Source organism: Bacillus cereus group sp. BfR-BA-01441 (genome assembly GCF_022663075.1).
Taxonomy (GTDB): Bacteria; Bacillota; Bacilli; order Bacillales; family Bacillaceae_G; genus Bacillus_A; species Bacillus_A cereus.
Window position 1 is genome coordinate 1 of record NZ_JAKUEU010000101.1, and the last position, 16,226, is coordinate 16,226.

Sequence of the window (16,226 nt, forward strand, 5' to 3'; positions counted from 1 at the left end):
TCTTTTCTGGTGGACAGTAGAATATGGATTGATTGGAAATATAGATGATCCAAAAATATATGGTGCTGGTCTCCTTTCTTCTGTTGGCGAAAGCAAACATTGCTTAACAGACGCTGTAGAAAAAGTTCCATTTTCTATCGAAGCATGTACAGGGACAACTTATGACGTAACAAAAATGCAACCACAACTATTCGTTTGCAAGTCCTTTGAAGAATTAACAGATGCGCTTGAAACATTTTCTAAAACAATGGCCTTTAAAACAGGTGGAAAAGAAGGTTTAGAAAAAGCAATTCGCTCTGAGAACTATGCAACAGCTGAGCTAAATAGCGGATTACAAATTACAGGTACATTTAGCGAGACAATTGAAAACGATGCAGGTGAATTAATTTACATGCGAACAAATTCGCCAACGGCATTAGCACTTCATAATAAACAGTTAGCGAATCATTCTACTTCTGTACACAGTGACGGATTTGGAACACCAATTGGATTACTCACTGAAAATATTGCATTAGAAAATTGTACAGACGAACAACTACAATCATTAGGAATTACAATTGGAACTATCGCTGAGTTTACTTTTGCAAGTGGTATTCATGTAAAAGGAACAGTAACAGATATTGTAAAAAACGATAAGAAAATTGCTCTTATTTCCTTTATCGATTGCACAGTTACTTATAACGCCCGCGTTTTATTTGATGCTTCATGGGGCGCATTTGATATGGCTGTTGGCTCACAAATCACTTCAGTATTCCCAGGTGCCGCAGATGCAGCAGCATTTTTCCCAATGGATGAAGAAGTTCAAGAAATTCCTGCTCCACTTGTACTGAATGAACTTGAACGTATGTATCAAACAGTTCGAGATATTCGAAGTGAGGGGATTTTACACGAAGCGCATATCGATCAATTAGTAGCAATTCAAGAAGTATTAAATAAATTTTATGCGAAAGAATGGTTGCTGCGCCTTGAAGTATTAGAGTTACTTTTAGAGCATAACAAAGGGCATGAAACATCTGCAGCATTACTACATCAACTTTCTACTTTCACAACTGACGAAGCTGTAACACGCCTTATTAACAATGGTCTTGCGTTACTTCCAGTAAAGGATGTGAAAAATGATGCTAAGATTAACTGAAGAAGAAGTTCACGAGGAATTATTGAAGGTAGATAAATGGATGGTAAAAGATGAGAAATGGATTGAACGAAAATATATGTTTTCCGACTACTTAAAAGGAGTCGAATTTGTCTCTGAAGCCGCCAAACTATCAGAAGAACATAATCACCATCCATTTATCCTTATCCAGTATAAAGCAGTTATTATTACTTTGTCATCTTGGAATGCAAAAGGTTTAACGAAACTAGATTTTGAGCTTGCAAAACAATTTGATGAACTATTTTTACAAAACGAAAACGCAATTATAAGAAAATAAAAAAGAGAAGCCTTTTTAGGCTTCTCCTTTTATTTTGAAATGGATACAATGTCCAAATGGATCCTCGACTTGTAATATTCCATCTTTGTACGTAGCAATCTTGCCAATATTTTTTAAGCTTTCACATACTTGCTCTTTTTGTTTTTCATCCGCTAGTACAATTGTGAAATATTTTAAACCAACAGAACCTGGCATTTGCGGTGGTACCCCTTCACCTTGCCACGTATTTAAACCGATATGGTGATGATAACCACCTGCTGATACGAACAACGCTCCATTACGAGCTGGGATCGTTACTTCAAAACCAAGACCATCAACATAGAAACGTTTCGCTTCCTCTAAATCAGCTACATGGAAATGAATATGCCCCATCACAGTACCAGCTGGAAATCCATTCCATGTACTTCCTTGCTGTAATAATTCTTCACCAGCTAACGGGTTACTAACAAATGGGAGTTCTCCATTCTCATCACGCCAAACTTCTTTTTGTCGATCATGATAAATTTCAATCCCGTTTCCATCTGGATCAGCTAAATAAAGAGCTTCACTAAAGTAATGATCGGCTCCGCCATGTAGTGGATATACCATCTCTACAAGATGACGAAGAACATTCGCTAAATCCTGCCTACTTGGTAATAAAATTGCGTAATGATATAACCCTGTTCTTCCTCTTTGTTTCGGAAAAGCTTCTTTCTTTTCTTCAATGATAAGAAGTGGTTCATCATTTTCATTCCCAAATGTAACGACTGCTTCTTCTTCTTTTAGCACCTTCATACTTAGTACTTCCGTATAAAACTCTAGTGATTTCTTTACATTAGATACGTATAAATGAACAACATCAAGTGTTGTATCGGGATGAAGTTGAAAACTCATCTTGTTAGCCCCCCCATTTAAATTAGTTCTTCTTTGACATTTTTTCTTTTAAGAAATTATCTACAAAACCAGCAGCTTTTGCAACAAATAAATATGCACCCATTGCTAATAATGCAAGTTCTAATTCGAAACCAGGATTTTTTCCATCTCCCAATAAACCAGCTGACCATTTCACTTTTACGATTGCTCCAACCATAACAAGCGCAAATAATAATCCAATATATCTTACACCTAAACCTAGAATTAATAATAGGCCTCCAACTAATTCAAATGTTGCTACACCGTATGCAAGTCCTCCTGGTAAACCAATGCTTGTAAACCACCCTGCAATATTGTCAATTCCTGATTGGAATTTTGTTAAACCGTGCATGAAGAATGTTACCCCTAACACGATACGAATAATTAAGTTACCAATATGTTGATTCATTTCTTTCTCTCCTTTATAGTTTTCTTATACAAAACTTTTATTCACATTACAAAACATACACTAATTTTTTTTATTCGTCAATTCATTTTCACTGGGAAAAAATATATTTTTTTTGCTATGATACAAATAGTTGTTTACAAAAAGGAGCTTGATTTTATGAATATTGGTTCTGCAATACGTGAAATTCGTCAACGTAGGGGCATAACAATCGCACAAATTTGTGAGGGAACAGGTCTTTCTAAAGGATTTATGAGTCAGGTTGAAAATAATAAAACATCACCATCTATCTCAACTTTAGAAACGATCTCCAATTTTTTAAACGTTCCCCTTCCCTATTTATTGTTAGAGCAAAAAGATCGATTAAAAATTGTCAAAAAAGAAGAACGGAAATACAGTGTATACGGCAAAGATGAGCAAAGAATTGAACATGTTGCGGAGCAAGGGGGCCTTCGCCTATCTTTAGTAGAAATCCCTACTGGATTCCCGAAAGAAAATTCACCAAATGCCCATAAAGGGGAAGAATGTCACCTTGTATTACGCGGAAAATTAGAAGTTCAGCACGGTGAAGATATTGCAATTGTAGAAGAAGGTGATTCTTTCTCATGGAATGCATGCGTTCCTCATATTGTTCGTAATATAGGAGAAGAAACTGCATTATTACTCATCTCTAGTTATGCAGAAAATCGAAAACGTGTTTACTAAATAATAAAAAAGAAGCCTGTTAAACAGGCTTCTTTTTTATCCCCTTATAATTCCATAACTTGTCCCAACTAGTACAGTCTTTTCATGCTGATTGCGATAAACTGACTCGATTGAAACTTTTTTATAGCCTTCCATTTGCTCAACATTTGTTAAAGTTAGTTCACAAGTGATCGTATCTCCTGTGAAAACTGGTCTAATAAACTCACTTACTAATTCTCTTGCTATGTAATGTAACTCTTCTCCCACTTTCGTCCCAATGCTAGCAGTCAATAAACCATGAACCATTAATCTTCCATTTTCATCGTATTCCACATGGTGTCTACCTTTATCACCGGTAATATTTGCAAATTCAAAAACTTCTTCCTCAGTAAATCTTCTTTCATATTTAAATACATCCCCAGCTTTTACACTCATTTTTATCCCCCTAATAATAAACAGAATTTTCTTTTATTTTATCATAAAACGAGCCTCAATCCATTCTCTATTATCAAAAGTCTCAAAATTACCTCGCTATACTTTTTTACTTTCCATTCATTTATCGGTGACCATCTCTTTTTGCGACTTGATATCCATAATACGCACATGTTCCATTTCTCGATAGCTCTCTAACTTCAAATCCACAGCTTCTATAAAAATCAAAATTGTTCGCTGATGTATGCGCAAACCAATCACCGTGGGGAAGTTTTTGCAGGCAAAGAGCTACAAGCTTCTTACCTAATCCCTTCCCTCTATATTCACACTTCACAACTAAATTTACTATGTTCGCAATCATAATTCCATCAGAAATGACTCTAACCATCGCAATCATCTCTTCCTCATCCCAAATTGTGAAAGCCCATGTTGAATTTTCGAATGCTATCGTAAATTTTTCAATTTGCCAAGAAGGGATATTATCATTACTCCAACCGGCATCTTCAAATAAAGCTTTAATTGCATATGCTGGTACACTACTCGTTCCCTCACGAATAATAAGTCCATTATGATAAATGTACATGTAACCCCTCCCTTTATTTTTATATACCATTCTTCAAAAAATGCAATTTACCTTTAAAAAAGTAATTTTTTCATCCAACACGCTTAATAGAATAAACTAGAGCATCGATTCCATGAAATGACGTTGTTTTCTCGTAGCTGAGCCCAGTTTTTCTAGCAACAAATATTGAGGCAGGATGATTCGGATTAATAAGAGAAATTAATTTATTCATTCGTAATGCTTGGAAACCATAGTCACGAAATGCTGCCGCCGCTTCTTTTGCATACCCTTTTCCCCAATACTGAGGAAGTAACCAATAACCAATTTCAATTTCCTCTTTTCCATCTATTTTCTGCTTTACCAGCCCTGCATGACCAATTCTTGTTCCCGTTTCCTTTTCAATCAATACAAATAAACCGAGACCGTTTTTATAGCTAGGAATCACCCATTCCTCCAGACTTTTTTTACACTGCATATATGTTTTTAATGTCCCATTTCCAATATAACGCATTACCTTCTCGTTCCCCCATAGTGAAGCGTAGAACTGTAAATCATCCATTGTATATTTGCGAATTTGTAAACGTTCTGTATGAAACATGCTGGCACTCCTTTCCACTAATTTATTCTTCATTTCACGATCATGTTTTGTATGTATACGGTATGTTACTATTTATTATAAAATGAAACTTTAATCAGTGGGGAATTTTGTTCACCCCACTGATTATTAGCCTTTACCAATCGGACGTTTACGGGCAGTGGATCTCCCGTCTAACTTCTTTGCTTTAACTGAATTTTTAGGCAAGAGTCTTACTGCCTGGAAAATAGCGGGATAAATGAACCAACGATAAAATACACAATATTCATTCTAAATAACTAAAAAAAGCAGTAGACAAATATTGTCCACTGCATCCATATCATAACTAGCATAAAGAAAACTACAATTGAGGGGGGTGTAGGATTTTCAAATATACTAGATACTTATCCCGTTCTAACGGGCGGTAAACTTTCCAATTGTTTCAAGTGAAAAGTTTACCGCTCATAAGAACTTCCTTCGTTCATTAAGATAGTATTGCTAGATAATCATATACACGCTTAGATTTCTCTCCACCCATTCGTGCATGTTGAAGAAGAGAAATACCATGAGGGCCAGATGCACGCAATGCTTCTGGTTGAGCTACTAAAATAGCTTGTACAACTTCTAATTCACCAAGCATAGCTGATGCAAAAATATCCATCCGAGCACCCTTTTCTAGTAAATAAAGAGCAATATCTTTACGACCTACATGTGCCGATGCCCCTAACGCACTTTCCCAATCTGATCCACCCCAATTATAAGAAGCGTGAAGTAAGCTTGGTGATTCAACCAATAGCTCTTGTACTTTCTCTAAATCCCCGTGAGCTGCCATAACAAATTCTCTTACTAATTCAGTGGTAGTACGCTCTTCTGTTTGCATCGCTCTTCTCCCCTTTTAGAAATTCGTTTCGGTGTAAAAAAAGGCTTGTTACTTCCCTGAAAAATATCTACATCTATGCCAAATACATGTTGAAACATTTCATGGCATAGTACTTCTTCTGGTATACCATCATACTGAATCTTTCCTCGCTTTAATACAAGTAAACGATCACTATATTGAGCAGCTTGGTTAATGTCATGTAAAACCATTATAATTGTCATTCCAAACTCCTTATTTAATCGTTTCACAAGTTCCATTACTTCCAACTGGTGAACGATATCTAAAAAGGTTGTTGGTTCATCCAATAATAAGACATTTGTACGTTGCGCTAGCGTCATCGCAATCCAAGCACGTTGCCGTTCCCCTCCTGATAAAGAATGTAAAAGACGATATTCATACCCTTCAAGATTTGTAACAGACAATGCCCAATCAACAATTTCTTCATCTTCTTTATTTAAGCGGCTACTCCATGATTTATGTGGACCTCTTCCGAACTCAATTAGTTCTTTCACTGTTAAATCTAATTGATGATCATGCATTTGTGGTAACATTGCTAATTGCTTCGCTACATCAGCACTCTTCATCATATGAATATTTTTCCCATCTAAAATGATGTCCCCTTCGCTTTGTTTCAGTAGCCTTGCTATTAAACGAAGCAAAGTAGATTTTCCCGATCCATTCGGACCAATTAAACTAACGATTTCTCCAGCCTTAATATGTACATTCATATTTTGCATTTGAAATCTTTCAGAGTGTGCGTAAAACACTTTGTTAACGGAAATCACTTTGTTTTCCTCCTCTATGAATTAAATATAAGAAGAACGGACCACCTAAGAAGGACAGTAAAATACCAACAGGCAATTCGATTGGGTCAAACCAACTTCGAGCTATTGCATCCGCAAAAACAAGTAATACCCCGCCGCCAAGGCATGATAAAGGTAGCAAATATCTATAATCATTTCCAACTAATAAACGTAGCATATGTGGTACGACAAGACCGACAAATCCAATAAGACCAGACACACTTACTGCAATTCCAGCTAATAATGTACTTACTACGATTAAATAAAACCGACTTTTTTCCACATTATGTCCTAATAACTTTGCCATTTCATCTCCAAGCATTAACACTCGAATATGCTTAATACCAAAGAAAGCTAATATAATGGCGAATATTGCATAATAAATAATCATGTTTAAATGTGCCCAACTTACACCACCAATACCGCCCGCTAACCACGGTAACACCGATTGTACTTTGTCACTATGTAATAACATTAATGCTGACGTTGCTGCACCAATTAATGCATTGATCGACACCCCTACTAAGACGATTCTTGAAGGTGGTGCCCCTTTTTGCCATGATAAAGCATAAATAACCATCGCTGTTATGAAAGCTCCTAAAAACGCCCCTAGTGGTAAAAAAGCTAGATGCTGTGGGAATAAAATCATGATGACAATTGCTACAAGGCCTGCTCCAGATGAAACTCCGATAATACCAGGATCTGCAAGAGGGTTTCTCATAACCCCTTGTAGCAGTGTACCAGATGCAGCTAAACATGTTCCTACTATAAACCCAATAAGCACTCTCGGTATGCGAAGATCCCATACAATTCGATGAACTGTCGAACCTTCCTCTTGTATACCTGTTAAAATATCTCGTATAGAAAAGGATAAACTTCCTGCGAAAAGACCGTACAAGAGACCTAGGATTGTTAATATAACTAAAGTAACTGCTATTATCCATCTTTTTTTCGCAAAAGGATGTTCCTTTTCTCTTACTACTTCACTACTTTCCATACGTATCATTTCCTTACATCTTGTATACTTTTATACATAAAGTCCATTGCTTCTGTAACTTTTGTACCAGGATTAGATCCAAATAAATCAGGTGGCAAAATAACTACGCGGTTTTGTTTTACTGCCTCTAAATTTTTCCACGCTTCATTTTTCATCATTTCGCCTTCGAATGCTTTTTTCACACTTTTTGGATCTCCGTGTGTAATTAAATAAATCACATCTGGATTCGCCTCAATAATACGTTCTACACTTAGCTGTGCATATTGCGGATATTCTTTCGTTTCTGGAAAATCAGAAGCAATATTTTTTCCGCCTGTTTTTTCTAAAATATCACCTGATAAAGATGTTGGTAATGCCGCTAAATAAGTACCTGGTGCGCCATACACTAGCAATGCTTTCACATCGCTCTTTTTCTCATATTTCTTCATTTGATCATTCATTTTTTGATTAATTTCTTTTGCTTTATCTTCTTTCTTCATTACCGTTCCATATAATTCAATATTCTTTTGAATATCTTTTACAGAATTCGCAGAAGAAATGATAACTTGCGTTCCTTGTCCTTCAACCGTTGGCACATTCTTTTGGAATCCATTGTTAGCAACAAGTACATCGGGCTTTAAACTAGCAATTTGCTCAAAATTCGGTTGATGTGCATTCCCAATTACTTGTGCTTTCTTTAACTCCTCTGGAAGAGTTAATTTCGTATCCGGGCGACCTACTATTTTTCCACCTAAAGCATGAATAATATCCATGTCCCCCATACTTAATGTTGCAAAACTTTCTGGCACTTTATCGAATGTTACCTTTCTTCCTGATAGGTCGGTAATTTCGATTTTCTCTTTTCCTTTTTCTGTTTTGGTTGCAGACGCTTTTTCGTCCCCTTTGGCACTGCAACCTATTAACAAGAAAAAAATAGATAAAATCGCTGTAAATAGCGTAATAGATTTTTTCATTCCTTCACCTCTAATTGATAATGATAATCATTAACTACTATTCTACTTTAATTGATAAGGATTATCATTGTCAACACGAAACGCATACATTTTTCTACAAAAAACAAAAAGCGTGACAAAAAGATTTTTTCTTTTCGCCGCGCTCTAGTTAACAATATTATTCACATTCATTTTCCTCTAGCTGGTCACGCATCACTTTCACACGCTGAAAGAAAAAGAACGATAAACTTAAAAATATAACGATGCTCCCCATCATAACAAAAAATTGGATTGTCTCTTTTGCTCCATTCGGAATCAACAAGCCAACCATTAACAATGTACTTACAGCGAGAAGAATTTGTCCGAACCGAGTATAGTCTTCTATTTTTCCTTTTAATTCTTTCATTATATTCTCACTCCTCCATTTCACTGTATCATATTCTATGAAACTGAAAGACCAGTAAATACAGCCATTCTGGGAGATGTTTTCCAATAAAAAAAGAGCCGCTTTACTGCGGCTCTTTTTTAATCATTATTCACCTTTATATGCTTCCATATAAATTTCTTTCAGTTCTGAAATAAGCGGCAACTTTGGATTAGCAGTTGTACATTGATCTTCAAAAGCTCTTTCTGCTAATACTCCAACAACCTCTTCAAATTGCTCTTTATCTACTCCTTGTCCTGCAATACTCATATCAATATTTAAGCTTTTTCCAAGCTCAATAATTGCTTTGACGAGTGATTCCACCCCTTCTGCTGCCGAGCTTGCTGGAAGCCCGAGCATTCTCGCTATATGTGCATATCTTTCATCTGCCACAAAGTGCTCATATTTTGGGAACAATGCGTGTTTTCTTGGCTTAATAGCATTATAGCGGACTACATGCGGCATTAGAATGGCATTTGCGCGTCCGTGCGGAATATGGAATTCTGGTCCAATTTTATGTGCTAAGCTGTGATTAATACCGAGGAAAGCATTTGCAAATGCCATACCTGCAATTGCAGAAGCGTTATGCATTTTTTCTCTTGCTTCTTCATCATTTCCATCTTTATATGCTCTCGGTAAATATTTGAATACGAGATCAATAGCTTTTAATGCTAATCCATCTGTATAGTCATTTGCCATAACAGACACATACGCCTCAATTGCATGTGTTAAAACATCCATACCAGTATCTGCTGTTACATGTGGTGGTACTGTCATTACAAATTGCGGATCAACAATTGCTACATCTGGTGTTAATTCATAATCTGCAAGCGGATACTTTATATTATTTTTCTTATCTGTAATAACCGCAAATGGTGTCACTTCTGATCCCGTTCCTGATGTCGTTGGAATCGCAACAAACTGCGCCTTATTTCCTAATTCCGGATATTTACATGTACGTTTTCTTATATCTAAAAACTTCTGTTTAATGCCATAGAATGTCGTTTCTGGATGCTCATAGAATAACCACATTCCTTTTGCTGCATCCATAGCTGAACCACCACCAAGTGCGATAATTACATCTGGCTTAAAGCTTCTCATCATTTCCGCACCTTTAAAAACAGTTTCATCTGATGGATCTGGTTCGACCTCAAAGAAAACTTCAACTTTCACATCATTTGCATGCTTGTTTAAATAGTGCGCGACTGTATCGACATAGCCATGTTCAACCATTCCAGGGTCCGTTACAATAAATGCACGTGAAATATTAGGCATATTTGCTAAATAAGCTGTAGCATGTTTTTCAAAATAAATTTTTGGTGGCAATTTGAACCACTGCATATTCTTTTTTCTATTTGCCAGCCTTTTTATATTTAATAAATGAGTGGCTGTTACATTTTGGGAAACTGAATTCTTTCCGTATGAACCACAACCAAGTGTAAGTGATGGAATAAATCCATTATATATATCCCCTATTCCACCTTGTGATGAAGGTGCATTTACAATGAGACGGCAAGCTTTCATACGTAACCCAAATTGCTTTTGCACATCTTTATTTGTAGAATGGATAACTGCTGAATGTCCTAAACCACCGAGGTTCAACATTTCTTCGCAATATGTAAATCCTTCTTCTAATGAATTCGCCTTCACACAAGCTAATACTGGACTCAGTTTCTCACGAGATAACGGATATGCTGCTCCGATACCTTGAATTTCAGCTACAAGCATTTTTGTATGTTCAGGAACAGTAATCCCAACTAAATCGGCAATATACTGTGCTGATTTCCCTACAATATCACTATTTACTGCACATGTATTTTCATTTATAACAAGCTTTTCTAATTTTTTTCTTTCTTCTTCTGTTACAAAGTAACAATTGTTTTCAATCATTTCTGTTTTAACATCATCATAGATTTCTTTATCGACAATGATTGCTTGTTCCGATGCACAAATCATACCGTTATCAAATGTTTTCGATAAAATTAAATCATTAACAGCTCGTTTTACATGTGCTGATTTTTCTATATAACACGGTACATTACCAGGCCCAACGCCTAACGCTGGTTTTCCAGTAGAGTAAGCTGATTTCACCATACCAGCGCCTCCAGTTGCTAGAACGAGTGCTACACCATCATGGTTCATTAATTGTTTCGTCGCTTCAACAGACGGTCTTTCAATCCATTGAATACAGTGTTTTGGTGCACCAGCTTTCATCGCTGCATCATATACTGTTTTCGCCGCTGCCACAGAACATTTTTGTGCGGAAGGATGAAACGCGAAAATAATTGGATTTCTTGTTTTTATCGCAATTAACGCTTTAAACATTGTTGTCGACGTTGGATTCGTTACTGGCGTTACCCCAGCTACTACACCGACAGGTTCCGCGATTTCTATTATTTCTTCATGAGAATCTTCGTGAATAATTCCTACCGTTTTATCTTGCTTTATACTATGCCAAATATATTCAGTGGCAAAAATATTTTTAATGCATTTGTCTTCATATACACCACGGCCAGTTTCTTCAACTGCTAATTTTGCTAGCGGCATATGTTGATCAACACCTGCTAATGCCATTTCATGAACAATGTTGTCAATTTCCTCTTGTGTAAAACTTTCTAATGCTTGTAAAGCTTGTTGACCATTATTTACTAGTGTATCAATCATCTTTTTTACTTCCTGCATTTCATTTACAATTTTCTCTTTGACTACCATGTAAATTTCCTCCTATTCTACTATCACGGTCCTTATATGTCCCTATAGGTCAAAATAAGTCCCAATTAACATAAAAAAATAGAGATGCTTTCCTACATGAATTTCATTGTTTGTGAAATATTTCACAAGTTTGTTCGTGAGTAACATTTCCTGAATTCAATATACATGAAATCATTTCGTTTGTGTATGTCTATTTTGTGAAATATTTCACAAAATAATGTAATAAAAAAACACACTGCTAATATAGAGCAGTGCATTTTTTTATTATGCTAACGCTTGTGCTAAATCTTCAATTAAATCTTCACCATCTTCAATACCGACAGAAATACGAATTAATGTATCTGTAATTCCTAATTCTTTGCGGCGATCAGCTGGGATTGATGCATGTGTCATTTGAGATGGAATAGAAATTAAACTTTCTACTGCTCCTAAACTTTCAGCAAGTGTAAAGTACTGCAATTTCTCAAGTACTTTATTTAATGTCTCTTCACTATCTACATCAAATGAGATAATAGCACCAAATCCATTTGCTTGTTCTGTTGCTAATTCGTGGTTTTGATGTGATTCAAGACCTGGGTAATATACTTTATTTACTTTTGGATGATTATTTAAGAACTCAGCAATAGCGCGTGAATTCGTTTCATGTTCTTCCATACGAATTCCTAACGTTTTTAAACCACGAAGTAGTAAAAAGCTATCTTGTGGCCCAAGAATACCGCCTGTTGAGTTTTGTACAAAGTGAAGATCTTCTGCTAGTTGTGGGCTATTTACAACTACTAGACCTGCAACTACGTCACTATGACCTCCTAAATATTTCGTTGCACTATGAAGCACAATATCTGCTCCTAAAGAAATCGGCGACTGCCAATATGGCGTCATGAATGTGTTATCAATAATTGTTAATAAGTCTTTCTCTTTAGCAAGAGTAGATATTTTCTTAATATCAGTAATTTTTAGTAGTGGGTTCGTTGGTGTTTCTACATAAATTGCTTTCGTATTTGGACGAATCGCTTCTTCAACTTCCTCTAAGTTTGTTGTATCTACAAATGTATGCTCAATACCGAAACGGTTTAATACTTTCGTAATAACGCGGTATGTTCCGCCATACACATCATCTGTTAAAATAACGTGGTCACCTTTTGAGAACAACATAATTGTCGCTGTAATAGCAGCCATTCCTGAACCAAATGCAAATCCAGCATGCCCATTTTCTAATACAGCAATCATTTCTTCTAAAGCTGCACGTGTTGGGTTACCTGTACGTGAATATTCATATCCTTGATGCTTACCAACTGCTTCTTGTTTGTACGTACTTGTTTGATAAATCGGTACGTTTACAGATCCAGTTGAAGGTTCTCCTATGCGAATACCATGAATTAACTTTGTCTTTGCTCTCATTTTTTATTCCCATCCTTTGTATATGTCTTTACTTAAATAGCGCTCACTGCTATCTGGAAAAATGGTTACAATATTTGTACCTGGTGCTGCCTTCTCTGCCTCAAGTAAGCTCGCATGAAATGCTGCTCCTGAAGAGCTTCCAACGAGAAGTCCTTCTTTTTGCGCTAATTCTTTCACTCGTAAAAATGCATTTCGATCAGAAATCGTATGAATTTCATCAAAATAAGATGTCTTCAAAAATGGGGGGATAAATTCCAGTCCAATTCCTTCGGTCTCATGTGAACCAGCCTTACCACCATTTAAAATAGATCCTTCTGGCTCTACGATAACTGTTTTAATATCTATATTTTTTTCTTTCAAGTAAGATGCAGTCCCCATAAACGTACCGCCAGTTCCTGCTCCAGCAACAAATATGTTAATCTCTCCATTCAATGCGTCCCACAGTTCAGGTCCTAATGTTTTAAAATATGCACGAGGATTTGCCTCATTTGCGAACTGACTTGGAGAGTATGAATTCGGTATTTCATTTACTAACTCTTTTGCTTTAGCAATTGCACCGGTCATTCCTTGCTCAGTCGGTGTATGCACGACAGTTGCACCTAGTGCTTTCATTAATTCTTGTTTTTCAATACTAAATTTCTCTGGTACACAAACAATAACACGTAAATCATGTTCTAATGCTGCAAGTGCCAGTCCAATACCAGTATTCCCAGCAGTCGGTTCAATAATTGTTCCACCCTGGGTAACAAGCCCTTTTTCTAGCGCATCTTCGATTAATTCTCTTCCTAAACGATCCTTAACGCTTCCGCCTGGATTATAAAATTCAAGCTTTGCAAATAAACGGACCCCTGTTGGAAGTGAAAAACGAGTAATTTCTACAATTGGTGTATGACCAATTAACTCATGAACTCCACGATATACATTCATCGTGTTCTCCCCCTTGTTTGCCAATAAAGAAAAGGCAACTGTATGTATTTTCTTTATATGAGACAGTTGCCTTTTTGTTACATTACTTTAACTCTTCTAACACTTTTACGATAAAGTTTGTAGAATGAAGAGCTGCTTGATCTAAAAACTGATCAAATGAAACATTTGATTCTTTACCAGCAATATCAGAAAGTGCGCGAATGATAACAAACGGAATTTCATATTGGTGGCATACTTGTGCAACAGCTGCTGCTTCCATTTCTACCGCATAAAGATTTTCAAATTTATCACGGATGGCTGCAACGCGGTTCGGATCACTCATAAATGAATCACCTGTTGCAATCATACCTTTTACAACTTGAATATTTTCTTCAGCCTGCATACATTTCTCAGCTAATGCAACTAACGCCTCATCAGCTTTAAATCCAGGCGGCATTCCTGGTACTTGACCATATTCATAGTTAAATGCTGTTACATCTACGTCATGGTGACGAACTTCAGTGGAAATAACTACATCACCAACGTTTAGAGAATGATGGAATCCACCAGCTGAACCAGTATTAATTATTTTTTCAGGCTTATATTTTTCTAATAAAATTGTCGTTGACATCGCTGCGTTTACTTTACCAATACCAGACTTTAACAAGATTACTTCATGCCCTGCTAATAGCCCTTTCGTAAATTCACAACCAGCAACCGTTTCTGTTTCTGCTTGTTCTAATTTGTCACGTAAAATACGTACTTCTTCTTCCATTGCTCCAATTACAGCAATTCTCAATCTAATCCCTCTTTCTATTGCTTAGTTGCCTCCATTACCCAAACGAAATGATTTAATCTCGTGAATGTTACATGGAAGCCATTGTTTTCAAAAATAGTCTGCATAACTGGAATACGTGTATAGTATTCCGTTTGCAAATCGTTTGCTAACTGGTGGAAACCTCTTTCTTGTGCTGTTTCAACAGTTTTATCATATGCATCTTGATCTGCAAATATCGTATCAGCAAACACTATTTTACCACCTTTGTTTAGCAATTGACTATACTTCGCAATCGCTACATTTTTTTCATCATCTGTTAAATGATGAAATGCATAGGTGCTTACAATGGTATCAATTGAATTTGGAACTTCAAACGAAAGAAAATCACCCTCTGTAATTGAAAATTCTTTTGGCAATTTCTCTTTTGCAATCATGCGCATTTCACGCGACGGTTCTATACCGTAAACTGTGCGGCCAGCAAGTAATAATTTATTTGTTAAATTACCTGTACCGACACCAAATTCTAATACATTACCAAATGACTTGTTAACTACATCCTCTAGAATGTCCTCATAATGGGCGAAAACTTCTTTATATTGTATATCTTCGCCTTGTACAAATGAGTCGTACGTATGAGCCCACTCATCAAATAAACCATTAAATTCTGTACCCATAAAAATTCCCCTTTTTCTTATCGGTTTTATCAGTATGATATTCCCTCTTTCTAAAAATGTCAATTGAAATGTACATGGTATTTCCTTCTTTTCTTTGTTACACTATAGTTGATTACATAGGAGAGGGGCCGTCTTCATGTCATTTACCTTTGAAATGTTAGAAGATAAAGTAGAGTTTTTTGAAGCGGGAGACTTAGCTTCTTTAGAACGAAAAATTAGTGAACAAATCGATAATAATAAAGCGCTTATGCTTGAAGTTCATCACATCTCTCATCAAATGGTTATGGATCCTGAAAGCAAAAGACCGTATTATAGCGCGGTTGTTCATTTTAAATTAAAGAAATTGCGTTAACAAAAAAGAGAAGCTCCTAAGGAGCTTCTCTTTTTTAGTTTAGAGTTTGAACAAGTACTGGTTTCCAGCCCTCATTGTCTACCCAATCAATATTTACGTAATATCTTTTCCCACTTTGCTTATCTTGAACATCACCATAAGCTTTGCTCTTTCCAGTTTTGTCTCTTCCAACAAAATGGAATACTAATTGCTCTTTCGGTATCTCAACACCTGCAGCAATTGCACTTTGCATCTCATTCCAATCTGATGACCCTTGTTTAAACGTCATCGCCGGTGATGAACCTTGTTCTGTTCCTACAGCTTTCCAAGAAGGTTTTGTGTAAGCCTCTTTTGCCTTAGATACAGTTTTTTCAGCTGATACTTTCTCGTTAGCTTTCGCTTCTTCTTCAGC

General features: G+C 36.3%; 20 protein-coding genes. 4 read left to right on the forward strand and 16 right to left on the reverse strand.

Annotation, left to right across the window (positions count from 1 at the left end; translation table 11 throughout):
• Positions 1-1,135 (forward strand): aromatic amino acid hydroxylase (locus tag MR107_RS26100; protein ID WP_242292892.1); only part of this gene is annotated, 1,135 nt, incomplete at its 5' end.
• Complete coding sequence (locus MR107_RS26105) at positions 1,116-1,430, forward strand: 4a-hydroxytetrahydrobiopterin dehydratase (protein ID WP_000979538.1); 315 nt, start codon at positions 1,116-1,118, stop codon at positions 1,428-1,430. The genes MR107_RS26100 and MR107_RS26105, both read left to right, overlap by 20 nt.
• A gap of 15 nt (positions 1,431-1,445) precedes the next feature.
• Here the strand turns inward: MR107_RS26105 and MR107_RS26110 are convergent, their stop codons facing one another.
• Together MR107_RS26110 and MR107_RS26115 are read right to left on the reverse strand one after the other, a co-directional pair.
• Positions 1,446-2,303 carry a VOC family protein gene (locus MR107_RS26110; RefSeq protein WP_000009840.1) on the reverse strand — a complete coding sequence of 286 codons (858 nt, stop codon included), beginning with the start codon at positions 2,301-2,303 and terminating at the stop codon, positions 1,446-1,448.
• 22 nt (positions 2,304-2,325) lie between these two features.
• Positions 2,326-2,730, reverse strand: coding sequence for a DoxX family protein (locus tag MR107_RS26115; protein ID WP_242292893.1), 405 nt, complete (start codon positions 2,728-2,730; stop codon positions 2,326-2,328).
• 156 nt (positions 2,731-2,886) lie between these two features.
• Here MR107_RS26115 and MR107_RS26120 point away from each other — a divergent pair, with 156 nt between their 5' ends.
• Positions 2,887-3,432: a helix-turn-helix domain-containing protein gene (locus tag MR107_RS26120; RefSeq protein WP_242292894.1), complete on the forward strand. Its 546-nt coding sequence runs from the start codon at positions 2,887-2,889 to the stop codon at positions 3,430-3,432.
• 36 nt (positions 3,433-3,468) lie between these two features.
• On the opposite strand, the gene MR107_RS26125 is transcribed toward MR107_RS26120, so the two are convergent.
• The 13 genes from MR107_RS26125 to MR107_RS26185 form a co-directional block, all read right to left on the reverse strand.
• Positions 3,469-3,846 (reverse strand): hotdog family protein, encoded by a 378-nt coding sequence (locus MR107_RS26125; RefSeq protein ID WP_000111564.1) that lies wholly within the window; start codon positions 3,844-3,846, stop codon positions 3,469-3,471.
• A gap of 121 nt (positions 3,847-3,967) precedes the next feature.
• Positions 3,968-4,426, reverse strand: a complete 459-nt coding sequence (locus tag MR107_RS26130; protein WP_000276126.1) for a GNAT family N-acetyltransferase — start codon at positions 4,424-4,426, stop codon at positions 3,968-3,970.
• 70 nt (positions 4,427-4,496) lie between these two features.
• Positions 4,497-5,036, reverse strand: a complete 540-nt coding sequence (locus MR107_RS26135) for a GNAT family N-acetyltransferase (RefSeq protein WP_004408018.1) — start codon at positions 5,034-5,036, stop codon at positions 4,497-4,499.
• A 427-nt stretch (positions 5,037-5,463) separates the two neighbouring features.
• Positions 5,464-5,859, reverse strand: coding sequence for an ankyrin repeat domain-containing protein (locus MR107_RS26140; protein ID WP_242292895.1), 396 nt, complete (start codon positions 5,857-5,859; stop codon positions 5,464-5,466).
• Positions 5,826-6,644, reverse strand: a complete 819-nt coding sequence (locus tag MR107_RS26145) for an ABC transporter ATP-binding protein (protein ID WP_242292896.1) — start codon at positions 6,642-6,644, stop codon at positions 5,826-5,828. Before MR107_RS26145 ends, MR107_RS26140 begins: the two co-directional genes overlap by 34 nt.
• Positions 6,631-7,659, reverse strand: coding sequence for a FecCD family ABC transporter permease (locus MR107_RS26150; protein WP_002041831.1), 1,029 nt, complete (start codon positions 7,657-7,659; stop codon positions 6,631-6,633). The genes MR107_RS26145 and MR107_RS26150 overlap by 14 nt, the downstream gene beginning before the upstream one ends.
• Positions 7,660-7,664: 5 nt before the next feature.
• The gene (locus tag MR107_RS26155) at positions 7,665-8,612 is read right to left on the reverse strand and encodes an ABC transporter substrate-binding protein (RefSeq protein ID WP_078186956.1); all 948 of its coding nucleotides are present in this window, start codon (positions 8,610-8,612) and stop codon (positions 7,665-7,667) included.
• Between the two features lie 157 nt (positions 8,613-8,769).
• A complete protein-coding gene (locus MR107_RS26160) occupies positions 8,770-8,997 on the reverse strand; it encodes a YrhC family protein (RefSeq protein WP_000661263.1) in 228 nt (75 codons plus the stop codon).
• A 126-nt stretch (positions 8,998-9,123) separates the two neighbouring features.
• Positions 9,124-11,727, reverse strand: a complete 2,604-nt coding sequence (gene adhE, locus MR107_RS26165; RefSeq protein WP_242292897.1) for a bifunctional acetaldehyde-CoA/alcohol dehydrogenase — start codon at positions 11,725-11,727, stop codon at positions 9,124-9,126.
• 264 nt (positions 11,728-11,991) lie between these two features.
• Positions 11,992-13,125: a bifunctional cystathionine gamma-lyase/homocysteine desulfhydrase gene (locus MR107_RS26170; RefSeq protein WP_001201908.1), complete on the reverse strand. Its 1,134-nt coding sequence runs from the start codon at positions 13,123-13,125 to the stop codon at positions 11,992-11,994.
• 3 nt (positions 13,126-13,128) lie between these two features.
• A complete protein-coding gene (locus tag MR107_RS26175; RefSeq protein ID WP_001103883.1) occupies positions 13,129-14,052 on the reverse strand; it encodes an O-acetylserine dependent cystathionine beta-synthase in 924 nt (307 codons plus the stop codon).
• Between the two features lie 82 nt (positions 14,053-14,134).
• Positions 14,135-14,830 (reverse strand): 5'-methylthioadenosine/S-adenosylhomocysteine nucleosidase, encoded by a 696-nt coding sequence (mtnN, locus tag MR107_RS26180; RefSeq protein ID WP_242292898.1) that lies wholly within the window; start codon positions 14,828-14,830, stop codon positions 14,135-14,137.
• Positions 14,831-14,844: 14 nt separating this feature from the next.
• Entirely contained in the window at positions 14,845-15,483 is a 639-nt protein-coding gene (locus tag MR107_RS26185) for a class I SAM-dependent DNA methyltransferase (protein WP_000536321.1), read from the reverse strand.
• Positions 15,484-15,619: 136 nt separating this feature from the next.
• On the opposite strand from MR107_RS26185, the gene MR107_RS26190 reads away from it, so the two are divergent.
• Complete coding sequence (locus MR107_RS26190) at positions 15,620-15,835, forward strand: YrzA family protein (RefSeq protein WP_000010984.1); 216 nt, start codon at positions 15,620-15,622, stop codon at positions 15,833-15,835.
• Between the two features lie 34 nt (positions 15,836-15,869).
• Here the strand turns inward: MR107_RS26190 and MR107_RS26195 are convergent.
• The coding region (locus MR107_RS26195) for a YrrS family protein (RefSeq protein WP_242292899.1) at positions 15,870-16,226 on the reverse strand (357 nt) is incomplete at its 5' end.